At 56.8% G+C, this 14,956-nt stretch carries 12 protein-coding genes and 1 pseudogene; 5 read left to right on the top strand and 8 right to left on the bottom strand.

Annotated elements, in window-relative coordinates; translation table 11 throughout:
- Window positions 1-342: 342 nt before the first annotated feature.
- Window positions 343-1,644: an urea ABC transporter substrate-binding protein gene (gene urtA, locus NP603_RS05755; RefSeq protein ID WP_256609964.1), complete on the bottom strand. Its 1,302-nt coding sequence runs from the start codon at window positions 1,642-1,644 to the stop codon at window positions 343-345.
- A 92-nt stretch (window positions 1,645-1,736) separates the two neighbouring features.
- Window positions 1,737-2,984, bottom strand: a complete 1,248-nt coding sequence (locus NP603_RS05760) for a hypothetical protein (protein WP_256609965.1) — start codon at window positions 2,982-2,984, stop codon at window positions 1,737-1,739.
- Window positions 2,985-3,169: 185 nt separating this feature from the next.
- On the opposite strand from NP603_RS05760, the gene NP603_RS05765 reads away from it, so the two are divergent.
- From NP603_RS05765 to NP603_RS05785, 5 genes and pseudogenes are all read left to right on the top strand, one after another.
- On the top strand, window positions 3,170-3,904 hold the full coding sequence (locus NP603_RS05765) for a hypothetical protein (protein ID WP_256609966.1): 735 nt from the start codon (window positions 3,170-3,172) through the stop codon (window positions 3,902-3,904).
- Window positions 3,905-4,428: 524 nt separating this feature from the next.
- A complete protein-coding gene (locus NP603_RS05770; RefSeq protein WP_256609967.1) occupies window positions 4,429-4,965 on the top strand; it encodes a hypothetical protein in 537 nt (178 codons plus the stop codon).
- Between the two features lie 99 nt (window positions 4,966-5,064).
- A pseudogene (locus tag NP603_RS05775) lies at window positions 5,065-5,604 on the top strand (REP-associated tyrosine transposase).
- A 349-nt stretch (window positions 5,605-5,953) separates the two neighbouring features.
- Window positions 5,954-9,331 carry a hybrid sensor histidine kinase/response regulator gene (locus NP603_RS05780; protein WP_256609968.1) on the top strand — a complete coding sequence of 1,126 codons (3,378 nt, stop codon included), beginning with the start codon at window positions 5,954-5,956 and terminating at the stop codon, window positions 9,329-9,331.
- Window positions 9,328-10,257: a response regulator transcription factor gene (locus NP603_RS05785; RefSeq protein ID WP_256609969.1), complete on the top strand. Its 930-nt coding sequence runs from the start codon at window positions 9,328-9,330 to the stop codon at window positions 10,255-10,257. The genes NP603_RS05780 and NP603_RS05785 overlap by 4 nt, the downstream gene beginning before the upstream one ends.
- 81 nt (window positions 10,258-10,338) lie before the next feature.
- Here the strand turns inward: NP603_RS05785 and fabG are convergent, their stop codons facing one another.
- The 6 genes from fabG to NP603_RS05815 all read right to left on the bottom strand — a co-directional run bounded on the left by fabG (window position 10,339) and on the right by NP603_RS05815 (window position 14,915).
- Window positions 10,339-11,067 (bottom strand): 3-oxoacyl-ACP reductase FabG, encoded by a 729-nt coding sequence (fabG, locus tag NP603_RS05790; RefSeq protein WP_443192642.1) that lies wholly within the window; start codon window positions 11,065-11,067, stop codon window positions 10,339-10,341.
- Window positions 11,060-12,010, bottom strand: coding sequence for an ACP S-malonyltransferase (gene fabD, locus NP603_RS05795; RefSeq protein WP_371928774.1), 951 nt, complete (start codon window positions 12,008-12,010; stop codon window positions 11,060-11,062). Before fabD ends, fabG begins: the two co-directional genes overlap by 8 nt.
- Window positions 12,011-12,018: 8 nt before the next feature.
- The gene (locus NP603_RS05800; RefSeq protein ID WP_256609972.1) at window positions 12,019-12,987 is read right to left on the bottom strand and encodes a beta-ketoacyl-ACP synthase III; all 969 of its coding nucleotides are present in this window, start codon (window positions 12,985-12,987) and stop codon (window positions 12,019-12,021) included.
- Entirely contained in the window at window positions 12,984-14,012 is a 1,029-nt protein-coding gene (gene plsX / locus NP603_RS05805) for a phosphate acyltransferase PlsX (RefSeq protein ID WP_256609973.1), read from the bottom strand. The genes NP603_RS05800 and plsX overlap by 4 nt, the downstream gene beginning before the upstream one ends.
- A gap of 200 nt (window positions 14,013-14,212) precedes the next feature.
- Window positions 14,213-14,395: a 50S ribosomal protein L32 gene (gene rpmF / locus NP603_RS05810; protein ID WP_054763470.1), complete on the bottom strand. Its 183-nt coding sequence runs from the start codon at window positions 14,393-14,395 to the stop codon at window positions 14,213-14,215.
- 1 nt (window position 14,396) lies between these two features.
- Entirely contained in the window at window positions 14,397-14,915 is a 519-nt protein-coding gene (locus NP603_RS05815) for a YceD family protein (RefSeq protein WP_256609974.1), read from the bottom strand.
- Between the last annotated feature and the right edge of the window lie 41 nt (window positions 14,916-14,956).

Raw genomic sequence — 14,956 nt, forward strand, 5'->3', positions numbered from 1 at the left:
GCAGGACGAGTCCGATTCTGATTAGCCAGCCGGATCGATCTACTGCACTGGTTCCGTTCGAGCCGGGCTGCGCGGAAAGGCCGGCGACCGGCTCACGACGGACGGTATTCAAAAAAACGAGTTCGAAAAGCCGTTTAAAAACGCCGCGGGTTTCGATTCCGGTCTGAGTAGAAGTAGTAGTCATCATGCTCAAGAGGCTGTTTTTGGGGGAACGGTCGGCCGGGCGTAAACCGGGCGGCGTTTTTAAACGGGTTCTAAAACGTTGGCTTTGCATCTTAATTCCTGTCGGGGGCGAAGCCCGCGACTTCCGTGTCGCGCGCCTCGCGGGGATAACATCCGCTGTTAGTAGTTCTGTCCTGAACACTTTTTGGTTTTGGTGTTGTAGTTGCCGCAATTGATCGGTGCGGTCCAGTCGGCGATGATCGGTTTGCTGTCCGGCAGGAAGTCGGACCAGGCGTCGCCGTCGACGACTTTGTTGGTTTGCCAGACCGTGGCGAATTGGCCGTCTTCCTGGATTTCGCCGATCAGCACCGGTTTGCTGATGTGGTGGTTGGGCAGCATTTTCGCGGTGCCGCCGGTCAGGTTGGGGAATTCGACGCCGATGATGGCTTTTTGCACCGCGTCGGGATCGGTGGTGCCGGCTTTCTCGACCGCTTTCACCCACATGTTGAAGCCGATGTAATGGGCTTCCATCGGGTCGTTGGTCACGCGTTTCGGGTTTTTGATGTAGTCCTTCCATTGCTGGATGAAGGCGGCGTTTTTGGTGGTATCGACGCTCATGAAGTAGTTCCAGGCTGCCAAATGGCCGACCAGCGGTTTGGTATCCATGCCGGAAAGTTCCTCTTCGCCGACCGAGAACGCGACGACCGGAATGTCCTCGGCTTTGATGCCTTGGTTGCCCAATTCTTTATAGAACGGCACGTTGGCGTCGCCGTTGATGGTCGAAACCACCGCGGTTTTCTTGCCGGCCGAGCCGAATTTCTTGATGTCGGCGACGATGCTTTGCCAGTCGGAATGGCCGAATGGGGTGTAGTTGATCATGATGTCCGCCGGTTTGACGCCTTTGGCTTTCAAGTACGCTTCCAGGATTTTGTTGGTGGTACGCGGATAGACGTAGTCGGTACCGGCTAACACCCAGCGTTGCACTTTCAGGTCGTTCATCAAGTAATCGACCGCTGGTATCGCCTGCTGGTTAGGTGCGGCGCCGGTGTAGAACACGTTTTTCGAGGACTCTTCGCCTTCGTATTGCACCGGGTAGAACAGGATGTTGTTTAACTCTTCGATTACCGGCAAGACCGATTTGCGGGAAACCGAGGTCCAGCAGCCGAAGATGGCTGAGACTTTGTCCTTGGTGATCAGCTCGCGGGCTTTTTCCGCAAATAAAGGCCAGTTGGAGGCCGGGTCGACCACCACCGCTTCCAGCTTTTTGCCGAGCAGGCCGCCTTTTTTGTTCTGCTCGTCGATCAGCATCAGCATGGTGTCTTTCAGCGTGGTTTCCGAGATCGCCATCGTGCCGGACAGCGAATGCAGTACGCCGACCTTGATGGTGTCTTCGGCCTGGGCCGAGCCGGCGGCGCCGAACAGCGCGGTGGAGAGCGCTGCGGCAGTCGCCAGTTTGCGGAAGGAAATGCTCAGTCTTTTCATTGTAGTAGTCCTATGTCAGGAAGAAATCGTGGGCTATGGTGGCCCGTTTGCCAGGGTGGGCAGCTAATCGGTGTCCACCCTCCGTGCTAGGTTTAGATTTGCCACTGGAAGCCGACCATCATCTGGCTGACGTCGTCGCCGGTGGCGGTTGATTTGTAGTTGATGCCCTTGGTTAACAGGTCGCCGTATTGGTAGCTGGCGAAAATTTTGGCGTTGTGGCCGTCGATGATGTAGTTGATGCCGGCTTCATACACCTCGCGAGTTGAACTGGTGCTGGGGGAGACGTTGACGTAGCGCAGGAACGGCTGGAACTGGCCGATACCGACTTTTTGTGGAAACAGATACATGCCGCTGACGTCGAAGGCGTTGCCTTCGAACATGTCGAACGTGCCCGACGCAAAAGAGGTCGCGGCATCGCGCTGAGCCTGACCAAAGCCGTTTGATAGGCCGTAGTTTTTGTACTCGCCGTTGAAGGTCACCACGCCGCCGCCCGGCAGAACTTTTTCCAGCAAGATATCGGCGGTAGTGCCGCGGAAGTTGGCCGGGTTGGCCGTCGTGCCGGCACCATCTTCTTGGTATTGGTTGGACACGCCGACGGTCAAGATGTCGCCGCCTTTGCCGTAGTAAGTGCCGGAGGTGTAATAGCCTGGGTTCTTCTCGACTTCCCAAAAGTTATAAGCGACGCGTTGGGCATAGAGAATGTTGTGGTCTGCGTTGGCGCCGCCGCGTAAGCCGCGGAAAAAACCTGCGGCGTATTGCAAGCGACCGTCGAATGCCGCACCCCAGAAGGTGACACCGTCGTCGCGGCCGAAAGAACCGGCCGAATTGCCGTCCGGTCCGATCGTCAAGTTGTAATCCGATGGCTCGAACGGCGTGCCGGCGGAGAAGATGTTATAAACGGCGCTGTAGAACGGACCGTTCATTTCCCGGCGTTCGGCCGGGACCAGCATCCGGCCCACCCACAAGTTGGCGTAAGGATTGACCTCGAACTTGCCGATCGCGTCCAGCACCCGCACCTCGCCGCCGTTGCCGCAGGTTTGGCAGTCGGTGTTGAATTCCACTTTCAGGTATTTGTGGATCTGGCCGTTGATGTATAAGCGGATATTGTCCAGGTTGAAATCGTTGCTCCATTTTTCGGAGCCGGTACCGGCGGCGCTTTCCTGAGCGCGGAAACTGGTGCGTAAACCGGCGCCGACGCTGACCCATTTGGTATCGTCGATCTTGAAGGTGGCGCCGGCTGTCGCTTCCGGCGCCTGGCTCAGGCCGATGGCACCCAAGGCCATACCGCTCAGCAAGCCGATGGCCCGGCTGCCGGTTTTTTGTCGATTAAAACCCGTCATTTGCATTCCCCTATCTAGTTAAAACTTGCCAGAGCCGGCGGCCGTGGCGCTCGTAAACTTCGGGGAAATTTTTGAATTTTGCGCGGCCCTGCCACAATCGGGCGAATGACTCATCAGTCATTTGACGTATGGCCGGCAACTCGCGGCGTCCGTAGAGTGGCAAGCAACTTGGGAGAGAGATCACTATGAAAAAATCATGCTTAGTATTGGCCTTGGCCGGTGTTGGCCTATGGGTGTTGGCCGTGCCGGCGCTGCGGGCCGAGCCGGAAGCGGTTAAGCCGTTGCAGGCGATATCGTTCGAACTGGCCAAGGACAATTTGCAGCAATTCGGCAGCGGACTCGACGCGGCGAATCTGGCAGAGCGGGTACGGAACAATCTGGCGGAATGGCAGTTTCCGCTCAGTGCCAGCGGGCCGTTCAGCCATCGGTTGCAGGCCAGGCTGGGTAAAGTGGCGCGGCGGGAAACCCCGGTCGGCTTTTCCTTTTCCTCCGGCAACTCCGACCCGCGCGCCGTCGATTTTCAAAAAGCCGACGTATTGCCGGTGACCTGCAGTTTGCGCGATGCCGGCAATCAAGCGGTGTTGGTGGAACGCGAATCGACTTTCAGCGCCCACGCGCTGGACAAGGATGTCGCCCCGGCGCGGATTGCCGACAAACTGGTCGACCAAATCGGCACCGCCTGCCTGGACGTGTTGGAGCACGCGCCGCTGCCGAAGCAACCCGGCCGAGTCAAAACCGAGTTGTTCAAACCGAAATGGATGCCGGACGTGCGGGTGGAGGTCCGGGAGATTCCGGCTGCCGGCTCCGGTGCGAGCGGGTCTGCGCAACCGGGGGCGATAGGCGACGAGCCGAAGAAGGAGGTGATTATTCATAACCAGGGCAATCCGGTGATTTTTCAGTTTGGGCATGAGAGGAAGTGATGTGCTTTGGTGTTGATTCCGTGCGTGGTCGACTGCATGGATACAGGAGGTAGAGCAACGCAGGAGCAGTTGCCGAGAGGCTTGTCGAACCGTGAGCGGAGAATCAATTGAGGTGTCGCTGGCGCGACGGCTGGTTTTAATGTCGGGTCTCGGCCCGACAGCCGAGATGCTTTCTTTTGCTTGGCCAAAAGAAAGTATCCAAAGAAAAGGCCACCCGACATTCCGCCTTAATCCTGCGCGTCTCGCTTTTGGCGAGGGTTTTCGGAAGGGGCTTCCCAGCCCCTCCGAAAACGAGCGGCATCCCTGCCGCTCCCCTACGGGCTAATCTCGCCAAAAGCTGCGATGCTCGGGGCGGAATAACGGGAGTAAACCTGTCGCGTGGTTGGAAGTGACTGGACGAATTTCCATGGTTTGATGCAGGAAGGTGTTATAGGATGCTGCCCAAGATTGGGGGGAGTATGGAGGTATCAATCGCGATTGATACCCTTCACTTTGCCCAGGACATCACGAACTAAGGAAAACGAATGAACCCAGTCTGGATTGACAAAACTGACGTGGCAGAAAGACAGATAATTGAGGCGGTGAGACTCTTCTTTGAAAATCGAGATCCCGTTGTTATTCATACAATAATTTGCTCAGCTCACCAAATTCTTGTGGATGTCGGGCAGGATTGCGGAGTTAGCAGCGCTATTAAAAACCCGGAGGGGTTAAGTAGAGAACAATTTAGAGAACACATTCGCGCAGTTAATAGCCCGTACAATTTTTTTAAACACGCGGATAAAGACCCTAAGGGTAAATTGAACATTGCTCCAATACATCGGTTTTCATCAGATTTTATTCTTGATGCCATTCTAATGTTTCAGGGTATCGCAGGCAGCTTACCTTTAGAAGCTAAAGTGTTTTGGGCTTGGTTTGTAGATACATATCCGGAAGATTTTGAGGATTGTTCTAAAGATGGTGCTTTAGAGGCTCTAAAGGAGTTCGGCTTGGCCGATTGGGATTTTCCTAAAATCCACCAATTTTTAATGTTCGGTTCACTAGTGGGTGAAATTCACGATTGAATGCTGCACATTTATCAATGTAGGGTGGGCACACGCTTTTTGTGCCCACGCGGGGAAAACCACAAACCCTGATTTAACCATCAAAAATTAACGACCGAAATGTCCCGTTACCGCCGCTCGCAAAATCCCGGTGCAACGTATTTTTTCACGGTGGTGACGTATCGGCGGCAAACGATTTTATGCGATGAACCGATACGGGAGGCTTTAAGGGCGGCAATTGCCACCACTCGAACCAAACGGCCGTTTACCATTGATGCCTGGGTTTTGTTGCCGGATCATTTGCATACTATCTGGACCTTGCCGGGCGACGACGCGGATTATTCAACCCGTTGGAGCGTGATGAAACGGCAGGTGAGCGTGGCATGTGGTGACGCATATCGGCGGGCCGAATGGATCAATGCCTCGAAACAAAAACGTCGGGAATCAACCTTATGGCAACGCCGGTATTGGGAGCATCAAATACGGAATGAAACCGATTTTGCCCGGCATATGGATTACATTCATTACAACCCGGTAAAGCACGGGTATTCGTAGCAGGTCAAAGATTGGCCGTATTCGACGTTTCATCGATATGTTAAGGAAGGCGTTTATTCGATGGATTGGGGTGATGGCGTTGATGAATTGGTTGTGGGGGAGTGAACGGTGTGTCCGCGTGGGCACAAAAAGCCGAGCCCACCCTACAAATCTTGATCTAACCCAAGCCGTTTTGATAGCGCGACGGTTTTCGTCCCGTTATTCCGCCCCGAGCATCGCAGCTTTTGGTGAGAATAGCCCGATAGGGGAGCGGCAGGGATGCCGCTCGTTTTCGGAGGGCCAAGGATGGCCCTTCCGAAAACCCTCACCAAAAGCGAGAAGCGCAGGATTAAGGCGGAATGTCGGGTGGCCTTTCTTTTGGTGACTTTTCTTTGGCCAAGCAAAGAAAAGTCACTCGGCTGTCGGGCCGAGACCCGACTTCAAACAAACTCCGTCGCGGCAGCGACACAACCAAATGAAAACCATCCACCAAAACATCACCAAAATCCGCCGCGACTACAACGCCCTGGTCGCCAACGAAACCCTGGAAGACTACGCGCTACGCTATGCGCCGCGCAGTTTCCGCAAATGGTCGGAGTTCCAGGTCGCCAACACCGCGTTCGGTTCGACCTCGTTTCTGGTGCTGGAAGCGATCGGCGGCTTTCTGTCGATCAACTACGGCTTTACCAACGCTTTCTGGGCCATCATCGCCGTCGGCATCGTCATTTTCATCACCTCGCTGCCGATCAGCTATTACGCCGCCCGCTTTCATATCGACATCGATCTGCTGACCCGCGCCGCCGGCTTCGGCTACATCGGCTCGACCGTTACCTCGCTGATTTACGCTTCGTTCACCTTCACGCTGTTTGCGTTGGAAGCTTCGATCATGTCGCTGGCGCTGGAATTGTATTTTCAGATTCCGTTGGCGTACGCCCATGTGGTCAGCGCGGTCATCGTGGTGCCGCTGGTGACCTTCGGCATCACCACCATCAGCCGGATGCAGCTTTGGACCCAGCCGGTCTGGCTGTTGTTGTTGATCGCGCCGTATATCGCGGTGGCGCGGGCCGAGCCGGAAGCGTTGATGACGTTGGAAACCTATTTCTGGATTGCCGGCAGCGGCCAGGGTTTCGATTGGCTGCTGTTCGGCAGCGCGGCGACGGTGGCCTGTTCGATGGTGGCGCAGATCGGCGAGCAGGTCGACTTTCTGCGCTTCTTGCCGGATAAAACCGAGCAAAACAAATGGCGCTGGTGGGGGGCGATGTTGGCGGCCGGACCGGGTTGGGTGGTATTCGGCGTGGTGCGGCAGTTGTTGGGGGCGTTGTTGGCGCACTTGGCGATCCGCCACGGCATTCCCGCCGAGCATGCCCACGAGCCGACCCAGATGTATCTGGTGGCGTACAACGAATTATTCGACAATCCGCAATGGGCGTTGGCTGCCACCACCTTGTTTGTGGTGTTGAGCCAGCTCAAGATCAATGTCACCAACGCCTATGCCGGCTCGCTGGCCTGGTCCAATTTCTTCTCGCGTCTGACCCACAGTCATCCGGGGCGGGTAGTGTGGTTATTGTTCAACGTGCTGATCGCGCTGCTGTTGATGGAATTCGGCGTGTTCGGCGCGCTGGAGAAGGTGCTGGGCTTGTTTTCGAATATGTCGATCGCCTGGATCAGCACCGTCGCCGCCGAATTGATGATCAACAAGCCCTTGGGCTTGAGCCCGAAGGAAGTCGAGTTCAAGCGGGCTTATCTGTCCGATTTGAATCCGGTCGGTATGGTCTCGACTTTCGTCGCATCGCTGGTGTCGATTCTGGCTTACGTCGGTTTGTTCGGCGAGTGGCCCAAAGCCTTCTCGGCCTTGATCGCGTTGGGCTTGGCCTTTGCGCTGGTGCCGGCGCTGGCCTGGTTCAGCCAGGGCAAACATTATCTGGCACGCGACCGCGACGAGCGCAACCGCTACGCCCGCAACACCTGTTCGATTTGCGAAAACGAGTTCGAACACGACGACGTGGCTTATTGCCCGGCTTACGGCGGCAGTATCTGTTCGCTGTGCTGTACGCTGGATGCCCGCTGCCTGGATAGCTGCAAGGTCGGATTTCGCTTCGACGACTATTTGGAGCGGATGGCCAAATACGGCCTGCCCGAATTTCTGAGTCTGCATGCGCGGATGCGTTTATTGCGCTTCGGTTTGCTGTTCGGCTTTCTGGCGGTGCTTACCGGTATTTTCATCAGCATCATCTATTACCAGGATTTGCTCAGCATTCGCCGCGATACTGCGGCCTTCCAGTTGTTGTTGAATAATTTTTTGAAAATCTATGCCTCGTTGCTGGTCTTCATCGGCCTATGCACCTGGTGGTTGATTCTGAACGCGGAAAGCCGCCGCGTCGCCCATGAGGAGACTGCCAAGCAGACCCAACTGCTGCTGCAGGAAATCGATGAGCACAAGAAGACCGACAGCAAACTGCAACAAGCGATGAAACTGGCCGACAGCGCGAATCAGGCCAAAAGCCGCTTCCTGAGCAGCATGAGTCACGAGATTCGCTCGCCGTTGAACAGCATCATCGGCTACGCCCATATCCTGCATCAGGACCCGGAGATTCCGCCGCATCGCAAGCAGGCCGTGGAAACCTTGAAGCGTAGCGGCGAACATTTGTGCGCGCTGGTCGAGGATATTCTGGACATCGCCCGGATCGAGGCGCGCAAATTCGAATTGAAATATCAAACCTTCAATTTCCCGGAGTTTATCGAGCATTTGGTGCATACCTACCGGGTCCAGGCCGAGGATAAGGGCTTGAGTTTCAACTGCCAGATCGGCAACCAGTTGCCGCAACGGGTGCGCGGTGACGAGAAGCGGGTAGGGCAGATTCTGATCAATCTGCTGGGCAATGCGGTCAAGTTTACCGAGCAAGGCGAGATCGTGTTTCGCATCGGTTACAGCGGCGGTGTCGCCAGTTTTCAGGTTATCGATAGCGGTGCCGGGATCGACGAGGAACATTTGCAGAATATTTTTCAACCGTTCACCCGCGTCAATCAACCGACCGGCAATGCGGTGGCTGGCGCCGGGCTGGGTTTGACCATCAGTAAAATTCTGACCGAGGTGATGGGCGGGGAGTTGACTGTGAAAAGCCAGGTAGGGCAGGGCTCGACCTTTACCGTGCGCTTGCTGTTGCCCAGCCAGGGAGCCGATGCCGAGCCGGATCAAGCCGCCGCGATCGCCGGCTACCGCGGCGCCAGACGCAGAATTATGGTGGTCGACGACCAGCGCGAGCACCGCGAGCTGTTGCTGGACATGCTGGAGCCGTTGGGTTTTTATCTGAGCGAAGCCGATTCCGGCGAGCAATGTCTGGAAAAAGTGGCCGAGGAGCGGCCGGATTTGATCTTGCTGGATATTTCGATGCGCGGCATGAACGGCATCGAAACCGCGATGCTGTTGCGCGAGCGCGGCTGCAGCGTACCGATCGTGATCCTGAGCGCGAATGCCTATGCTAGCGACCGAATGGCGGCGCTGAATGCCGGCTGCAACGACTTCCTGGCCAAGCCGATCCAGGTGCGGGAGTTGATGCACAAACTGAAACTGTATCTGGCACTGGATTGGTTGTATTGCGACGACCCCGTTGCGGCTGCCGCTGCCGCCGCTGCACAAGAGATGCTGATTCCTCCGGCGGAATTGCTGGCCGACTGCGTCGACTACGTGCGGATCGGCGATTTGATGGGCTTGAAGAAGGTCTTGCAACGCCTGTCGGTGCAACAGCCGCAGTATGCGCTGTTTTTTGCCAAGTTGCAGACGTTGGCCAACGAATTCAAGTTGGGCCAAATCCGGCAATTATTGAATATGACCAAACAGGAGGCAGGACGATGACGGAAGCGGCTTTCAGCAACGGCACGGTATTGATCGTCGACGATACCCCGGGCAATTTGGCTTTGCTGTCCGATACGCTGTCGGAAGCCAATTACCGCGTATTGGTAGCCACCGACGGCAGTTCGGCGCTGGAACAAATCCAATACATCAAGCCCGACATCATTTTGCTGGACGTGATGATGCCGGGGATCGACGGTTTCGAAACCTGTAGCCGGTTGAAGGCGGATCCGGCCACGGCGGCGATTCCGGTATTGTTCATGACCGGCCTCAGCGAATTGGAAAACTTGCTGCGCGGCTTCGGCGAAGGCGCGCTGGATTACATCGTCAAGCCGATCCGGCCGGCCGAAGTGTTGGCGCGGATCGAAGTGCACCTGACTCAGACCCGCAATCTGCTCCGAGCCGAGCAGTTACTGAACCATGGCGAGTTTGCCGCGCTGGCGGTCGACGCCGGCGGCCAAATCCATTGGCGGACGCCGGCCGGGGCGCGATGGCTGGCTGATTTCAAGGCATTCCAGGGGGTGGACGTAGCGCTTGATAGCGACAGTGTGTTACCGGAGGGCATGCTGGGCTGGTTTCAACGCTGGTTGCGCCAATCCGGCCGAACCGAGGCCGATTCGGAACCGCACCGGCTGGTGCCGGGATTCGCGGTCACGGTTAACGCCTGCGAGCAACCCGGCGAGTACCTGCTGCTGTTGCAGCGCGACGATGCCCAGTGGAGTCCGCAGACGCTTCGCGAAAGGCTGAAACTGACTTTTCGCGAAGCCGAAATTCTGATGTGGATCGCCCGCGGCAAGACCAACAAGGAGATCGGCATTATCCTCAGTACCAGCCCCAGAACCGTGAACAAACACCTGGAACATATATTCGAAAAACTTGGTGTTTCGACCCGGGCGGCGGCGGTAGCGCTGGCGATGCAGCGCGGTTGAGATGTTCGCTCTACGGGCAATAAAAAGGCCCGTAGCTTTTTCGGCTACAGGCCTTTTTTGTCCAGCTTGTCCGGATGCCGGTTAGGGCATGTACATGCCGCCGTTGACGTGCAGGGTTTCGCCGGTGATATAGGAAGCTTGTTCGGAGGCGAGGAAAGATACCGCGTGGGCGATTTCTTCCGGTTGGCCGAGGCGGCCCAGCGCAATAGAACCGAGCAGGGCGGTCTTGATCTCTTCGGACAATTCTTTGGTCATGTCGGTATCGATGAAACCTGGCGCGACGGTGTTGACGGTGATGCCGCGCGAACCGACTTCTTTGGCCATCGACTTGGCGAAACCGACCATGCCGGCCTTGGCTGCGGCATAGTTGGTCTGGCCGGCGTTACCGGTCGAACCGACCACCGACGAGATATTGATGATCCGGCCGTAGCGGGCTTTCATCATGCTGCGCAACACGGCTTTGCTCATCCGGAAGATCGAGGTCAGGTTGGTGTTGATGATATCGTCCCATTCCTCGTCCTTCATCCGCATCAACAGGTTGTCGCGGGTGATGCCGGCGTTGTTGATCAGAACCGCTGGCGTGCCGTATTCGTCGCCGGCGGTTTTGATGAAGTTTTCGATGTCGGCGGCGTCGGCCACGTTCAATTTGTAGCCTTTGCCGTTGTCGCCCAGGTAGGCGGAAATAGCCTCGGCGCCGCTATCGGATGTGGCGGTGCCCAGTACGTAAAAGCCGTCTGCGGCCAGTCTTTCGGCGATGGCCCGGCCGATGCCGCGGCTGGCGCCGGTAACGATGGCGGTTTTCTTATCCACGGAGTTGCTCCACAACGTTGTTGATGGTTTCGATGTCGTACAAGGTGAAGTGGGCGGCATCGGGGGCGATGCGCTTGTTCAAGCCCATCAGCACTTTGCCGGGGCCGCATTCGACGAAGGCGGTGACGCCTTGCTCGTGCATGAATTTGATACTTTCCACCCAGCGTACCGGCTTGAACAATTGCTCTTTCAGCGCGTAGCGGATCACTTCCGGCGAGCCGTGCGATTTGACGTCGGCATTATGGATCAAGGTGGTATTTGGCATGTCGACATTCAGGCTTTGCAGAATCTCGTTCAGCCGGTCGGAGGCTGCTTCCATCAGGGCGCAATGCGACGGCACGCTGACCGGCAGCTTCAAGGCGCGTTTGGCGCCCAGCGCCTTCAACGCGTCGATGGCGCGGTCGACCGCGGCGGTCTGGCCGGCGATGACGACTTGGCCCGGCGCGTTGAAATTGGCGGCGGCGACGATTTCGCCGTTGGCGACTTCGGCACAGGTATTGACGACCTGGTGGTCTTCCAAGCCCAAAATGGCGGCCATCGCGCCTTCGCCGGCCGGTACCGCTTCCTGCATCAGTCGGCCGCGGGCTGCGACCAGCTTCACCGCGTCTTCGAAGCCCATCGCTCCGGAACAGACCAAGGCGGTATATTCGCCCAAACTATGGCCCGCCATCCAGGCAGGGCGGATGGGAGTTATTTCACACCAGGCCCGCCATACCGCCACACCGGCGGCCAGCATGGCCGGCTGGGTGTTGTGGGTTTGGTTCAGATCGGCTTCCGGGCCGTTGGCGACCAGATTCCACAGATCGAAGCCCAGCGCGTCGGAGGCTTGGGCGAAGGTCTGTTTGACTATGGGACTAGCTTCCGCCAGCGAGCCGAGCATTCCTACCGCTTGCGAGCCTTGGCCGGGAAACACGAAGGCCAGATTGTAACTTTGTTCGTTAATTGTCATTGTTAATACCTCAGTAATACGGAACCCCAGGTGAACCCGGCGCCGAACGCTTCCATCAGCACGGTCTGGCCGCCTTGAATGCGGCCGTCGCGCACGCCTTCGTTAAAGGCGAGTAGTACCGATGCCGACGAGGTATTGCCTTGGTTCTCCAAGGTCAGAATCACTTGATCCATCGACATGCCGAGTTTTTTTGCGGTGGCGGCAATGATGCGGGTGTTGGCTTGGTGAGGTACCAGCCAGTCGATATCGCTTTGCTGCAAGCCGTTGGCGGCCAGGGTTTCGTCGACGATCCGGCCCAGCGTGTTGACCGCGACTTTGAATACTTCGTTGCCGCGCATGCTGATGAAGGCCAACTCGTGCTGTTTGGCCTCGGCTGCGACTTGCGGATTCGGGCAATACAACAGGTCTTCGTAGCCGCCGTCGGAATGGATATGGGTGGACAAAATGCCCGGCTCCGTGCCGGCAGTCAGCAGGATTGCGCCGGCACCGTCGCCGAACAGAATGCAGGTGCTACGGTCGCTCCAGTCGACGATCCGCGAGCAGATTTCGCTGCCGACCACCAGCACGTTGTTGGCGAACCCGGTTTTGATGTATTGGTCGGCAATGCTGAGACCGTAAACCGAACCGGAACAAGCCGCCTGAATATCGAAGCCGACGGCGTGTTTGATGCCCAGCCGCTCTTGCAACAGGCAGGCGGTGCTCGGGTAGACTCGCTCAGGCGTGCCGGTGGCGACGATGATCATGTCGATGTCGGTCGCGGCGATGCCAGCCATGTCGATGGCCTGCCGAGCGGCGATTTCGGCCATACTTGAGGCGGTTTCCTCCGGGCCGGCGATGCGTCGGCTTTTGATCCCGGTGCGTTCGTAAATCCAGCTGTCGGAGGTGTCGACCATGCTGGAAATATCGTCGTTGGTACGGATTATCGGCGGCAAATAGCCGCCGGTGCCGATTACCTTGGTCCAGCGGTTCATGGTGCGGCCTTCTGTGCCAGTGCGACTTCCAGTTTTTCGCTGATTTTACGGATAACGCCTTGCTCGACTTCCAGTTCGGCCAGATGTATGGCGGTTTCGAAGGCCAGAGCGTCGGCGCCGCCGTGGCTTTTGATCACCAGGCCGCGCAGGCCGATGAAGCTGGCGCCGTTGTAGAGGCGCGGATCGATGCTGTCTTTGAATTGTTTCAGCACCGGATAGGCTGCCAGACCGGCCACTTTGGTCAGCCAGTTTTTGGAGAAGCTGTCCTTCAATTTGGAGCCGATCATTTTTGCGGCACCTTCGATCGATTTCAGGGCAACGTTGCCGACGAAGCCGTCGGTGACGATCAGATCGACTTTGACGTTGCCGGCGTTGATGGAGTTGCCTTCGACATACCCGATGTAGTTCAGCGAGGAGTTTTCCAGCAATTTGGCGGCAGCTTTGACTTGCTCGTTGCCTTTCATATCTTCCTCGCCGATATTCAGCAAGCCGATACGCGGCCTTTCGATGTTTTCCACCGCTTTGACCACTTCCTCACCCATCACGGCAAATTGGTATAGATGCTCGGCGCTGGAATCGACGTTACCGCCCAAGTCCAGCATGTGGGTATGGCCGAAGGTCGACGGTAAGGTGGAAATGATGGCGGGGCGGTCGATGCCGGGGATCATTTTCAACACGAAGCGGGCGGTTGCCATCAGCGCGCCGGTATTGCCGGCGCTGACGCACGCGTCGGCCTTACCCTCTTGAACCAGGTTGATTGCCACCCGCATCGAAGAATCTTTTTTGTTCTTAAGGGCTTTTTGCGGGGTTTCATCCATTTCCACCACTTGCGAGGCGTGCTGAATACTGATCCGGCCGTTGAACTCGGCAAGCGCCGGCTCCAGCAGTTTGTTCAGAACCGCTTCGTCGCCAACCATGATGAGTTTCAGATCCGGATTTTTTCTTAAACAGGCCAGAGAGGCGGGAACCGTTACTTGCGGACCGAAATCCCCGCCCATGGCGTCGATTGAGAGAGTTGAGCTCACGCTTATGACTAACCCCAGAAGTTGAAAGAAGCCAACTGCTGTCGAACAACAAGTTGGCTTTACCCAGAGACTACCGTTTGACCGAAATCGCCGTCCGCCACCTGGCTACCGTTTCCGAAAGCGCCGGACCCGGCGATACTGCCGCAGCGGCTGGCTCGGGTGCCTAAGGCGCCGACAACAGCGCGGCCGGTTTAAGGCGATTAATCTTCTTCGTGCGCGCCGACGATTTGGCGGCCTTTGAAATAACCGTCCGGCGTCATGTGGTGGCGCAGATGGGTTTCCCCGGTCAACGGATCCTGGGCCAGGGTTTTGCCGACCAATGCATCGTGTGAACGACGTTGACCGCGTCTGGAACGCGATACTTTGCTCTTTTGTACTGCCATTTCAATCTCCAGTTTTTTTAAGTTTTGCTAAAACAGAAAAAGGGTTGTTAGCCTTGATCTGACTATCGGTTGCGCCGTAATCGGCGTCTTCGGAACGGTTGCGTTCGATGCATTCGAACGGGTGTCGCGGATAATCCGGCAACGCCAGCAAAATTTCGTCCTCGATCAAGGCGGTTAACGAAATCGTGTCGCCGTCCAGCATTAACGGCTCGGAATCGTCCAGTTGTTTGGCCTCCTGTAGCGAAGACACAACAGACAATTTAAAGCTGATATCTACAGGCCATGCCAGCGCCTGCAGGCAGGATTGGCATTCCAGTTGAATGTCCCCCCCGATATGGCCGGACACGCTAACCCGCTTACCCTCTTTGCCGAATTCGATTCGGACTTGTAAGGTGCCGCTACGGTCAACCACGCTGTCGGCTAAGCGTTCCAGGGTGGCGATGTTCAATTCCCCGGCCAATACGCTACGTCTTTCAGCGAACAGCAGAGGATCGATATGGTCGGGAAACTTGTCTGACATAACTGTACAATGATACAGATATCAGACTGTTGCGTCAAACT

The organism is Methylomonas aurea, from assembly GCF_024505045.1.
Lineage (GTDB): Bacteria > Pseudomonadota > Gammaproteobacteria > Methylococcales > Methylomonadaceae > Methylomonas > Methylomonas aurea.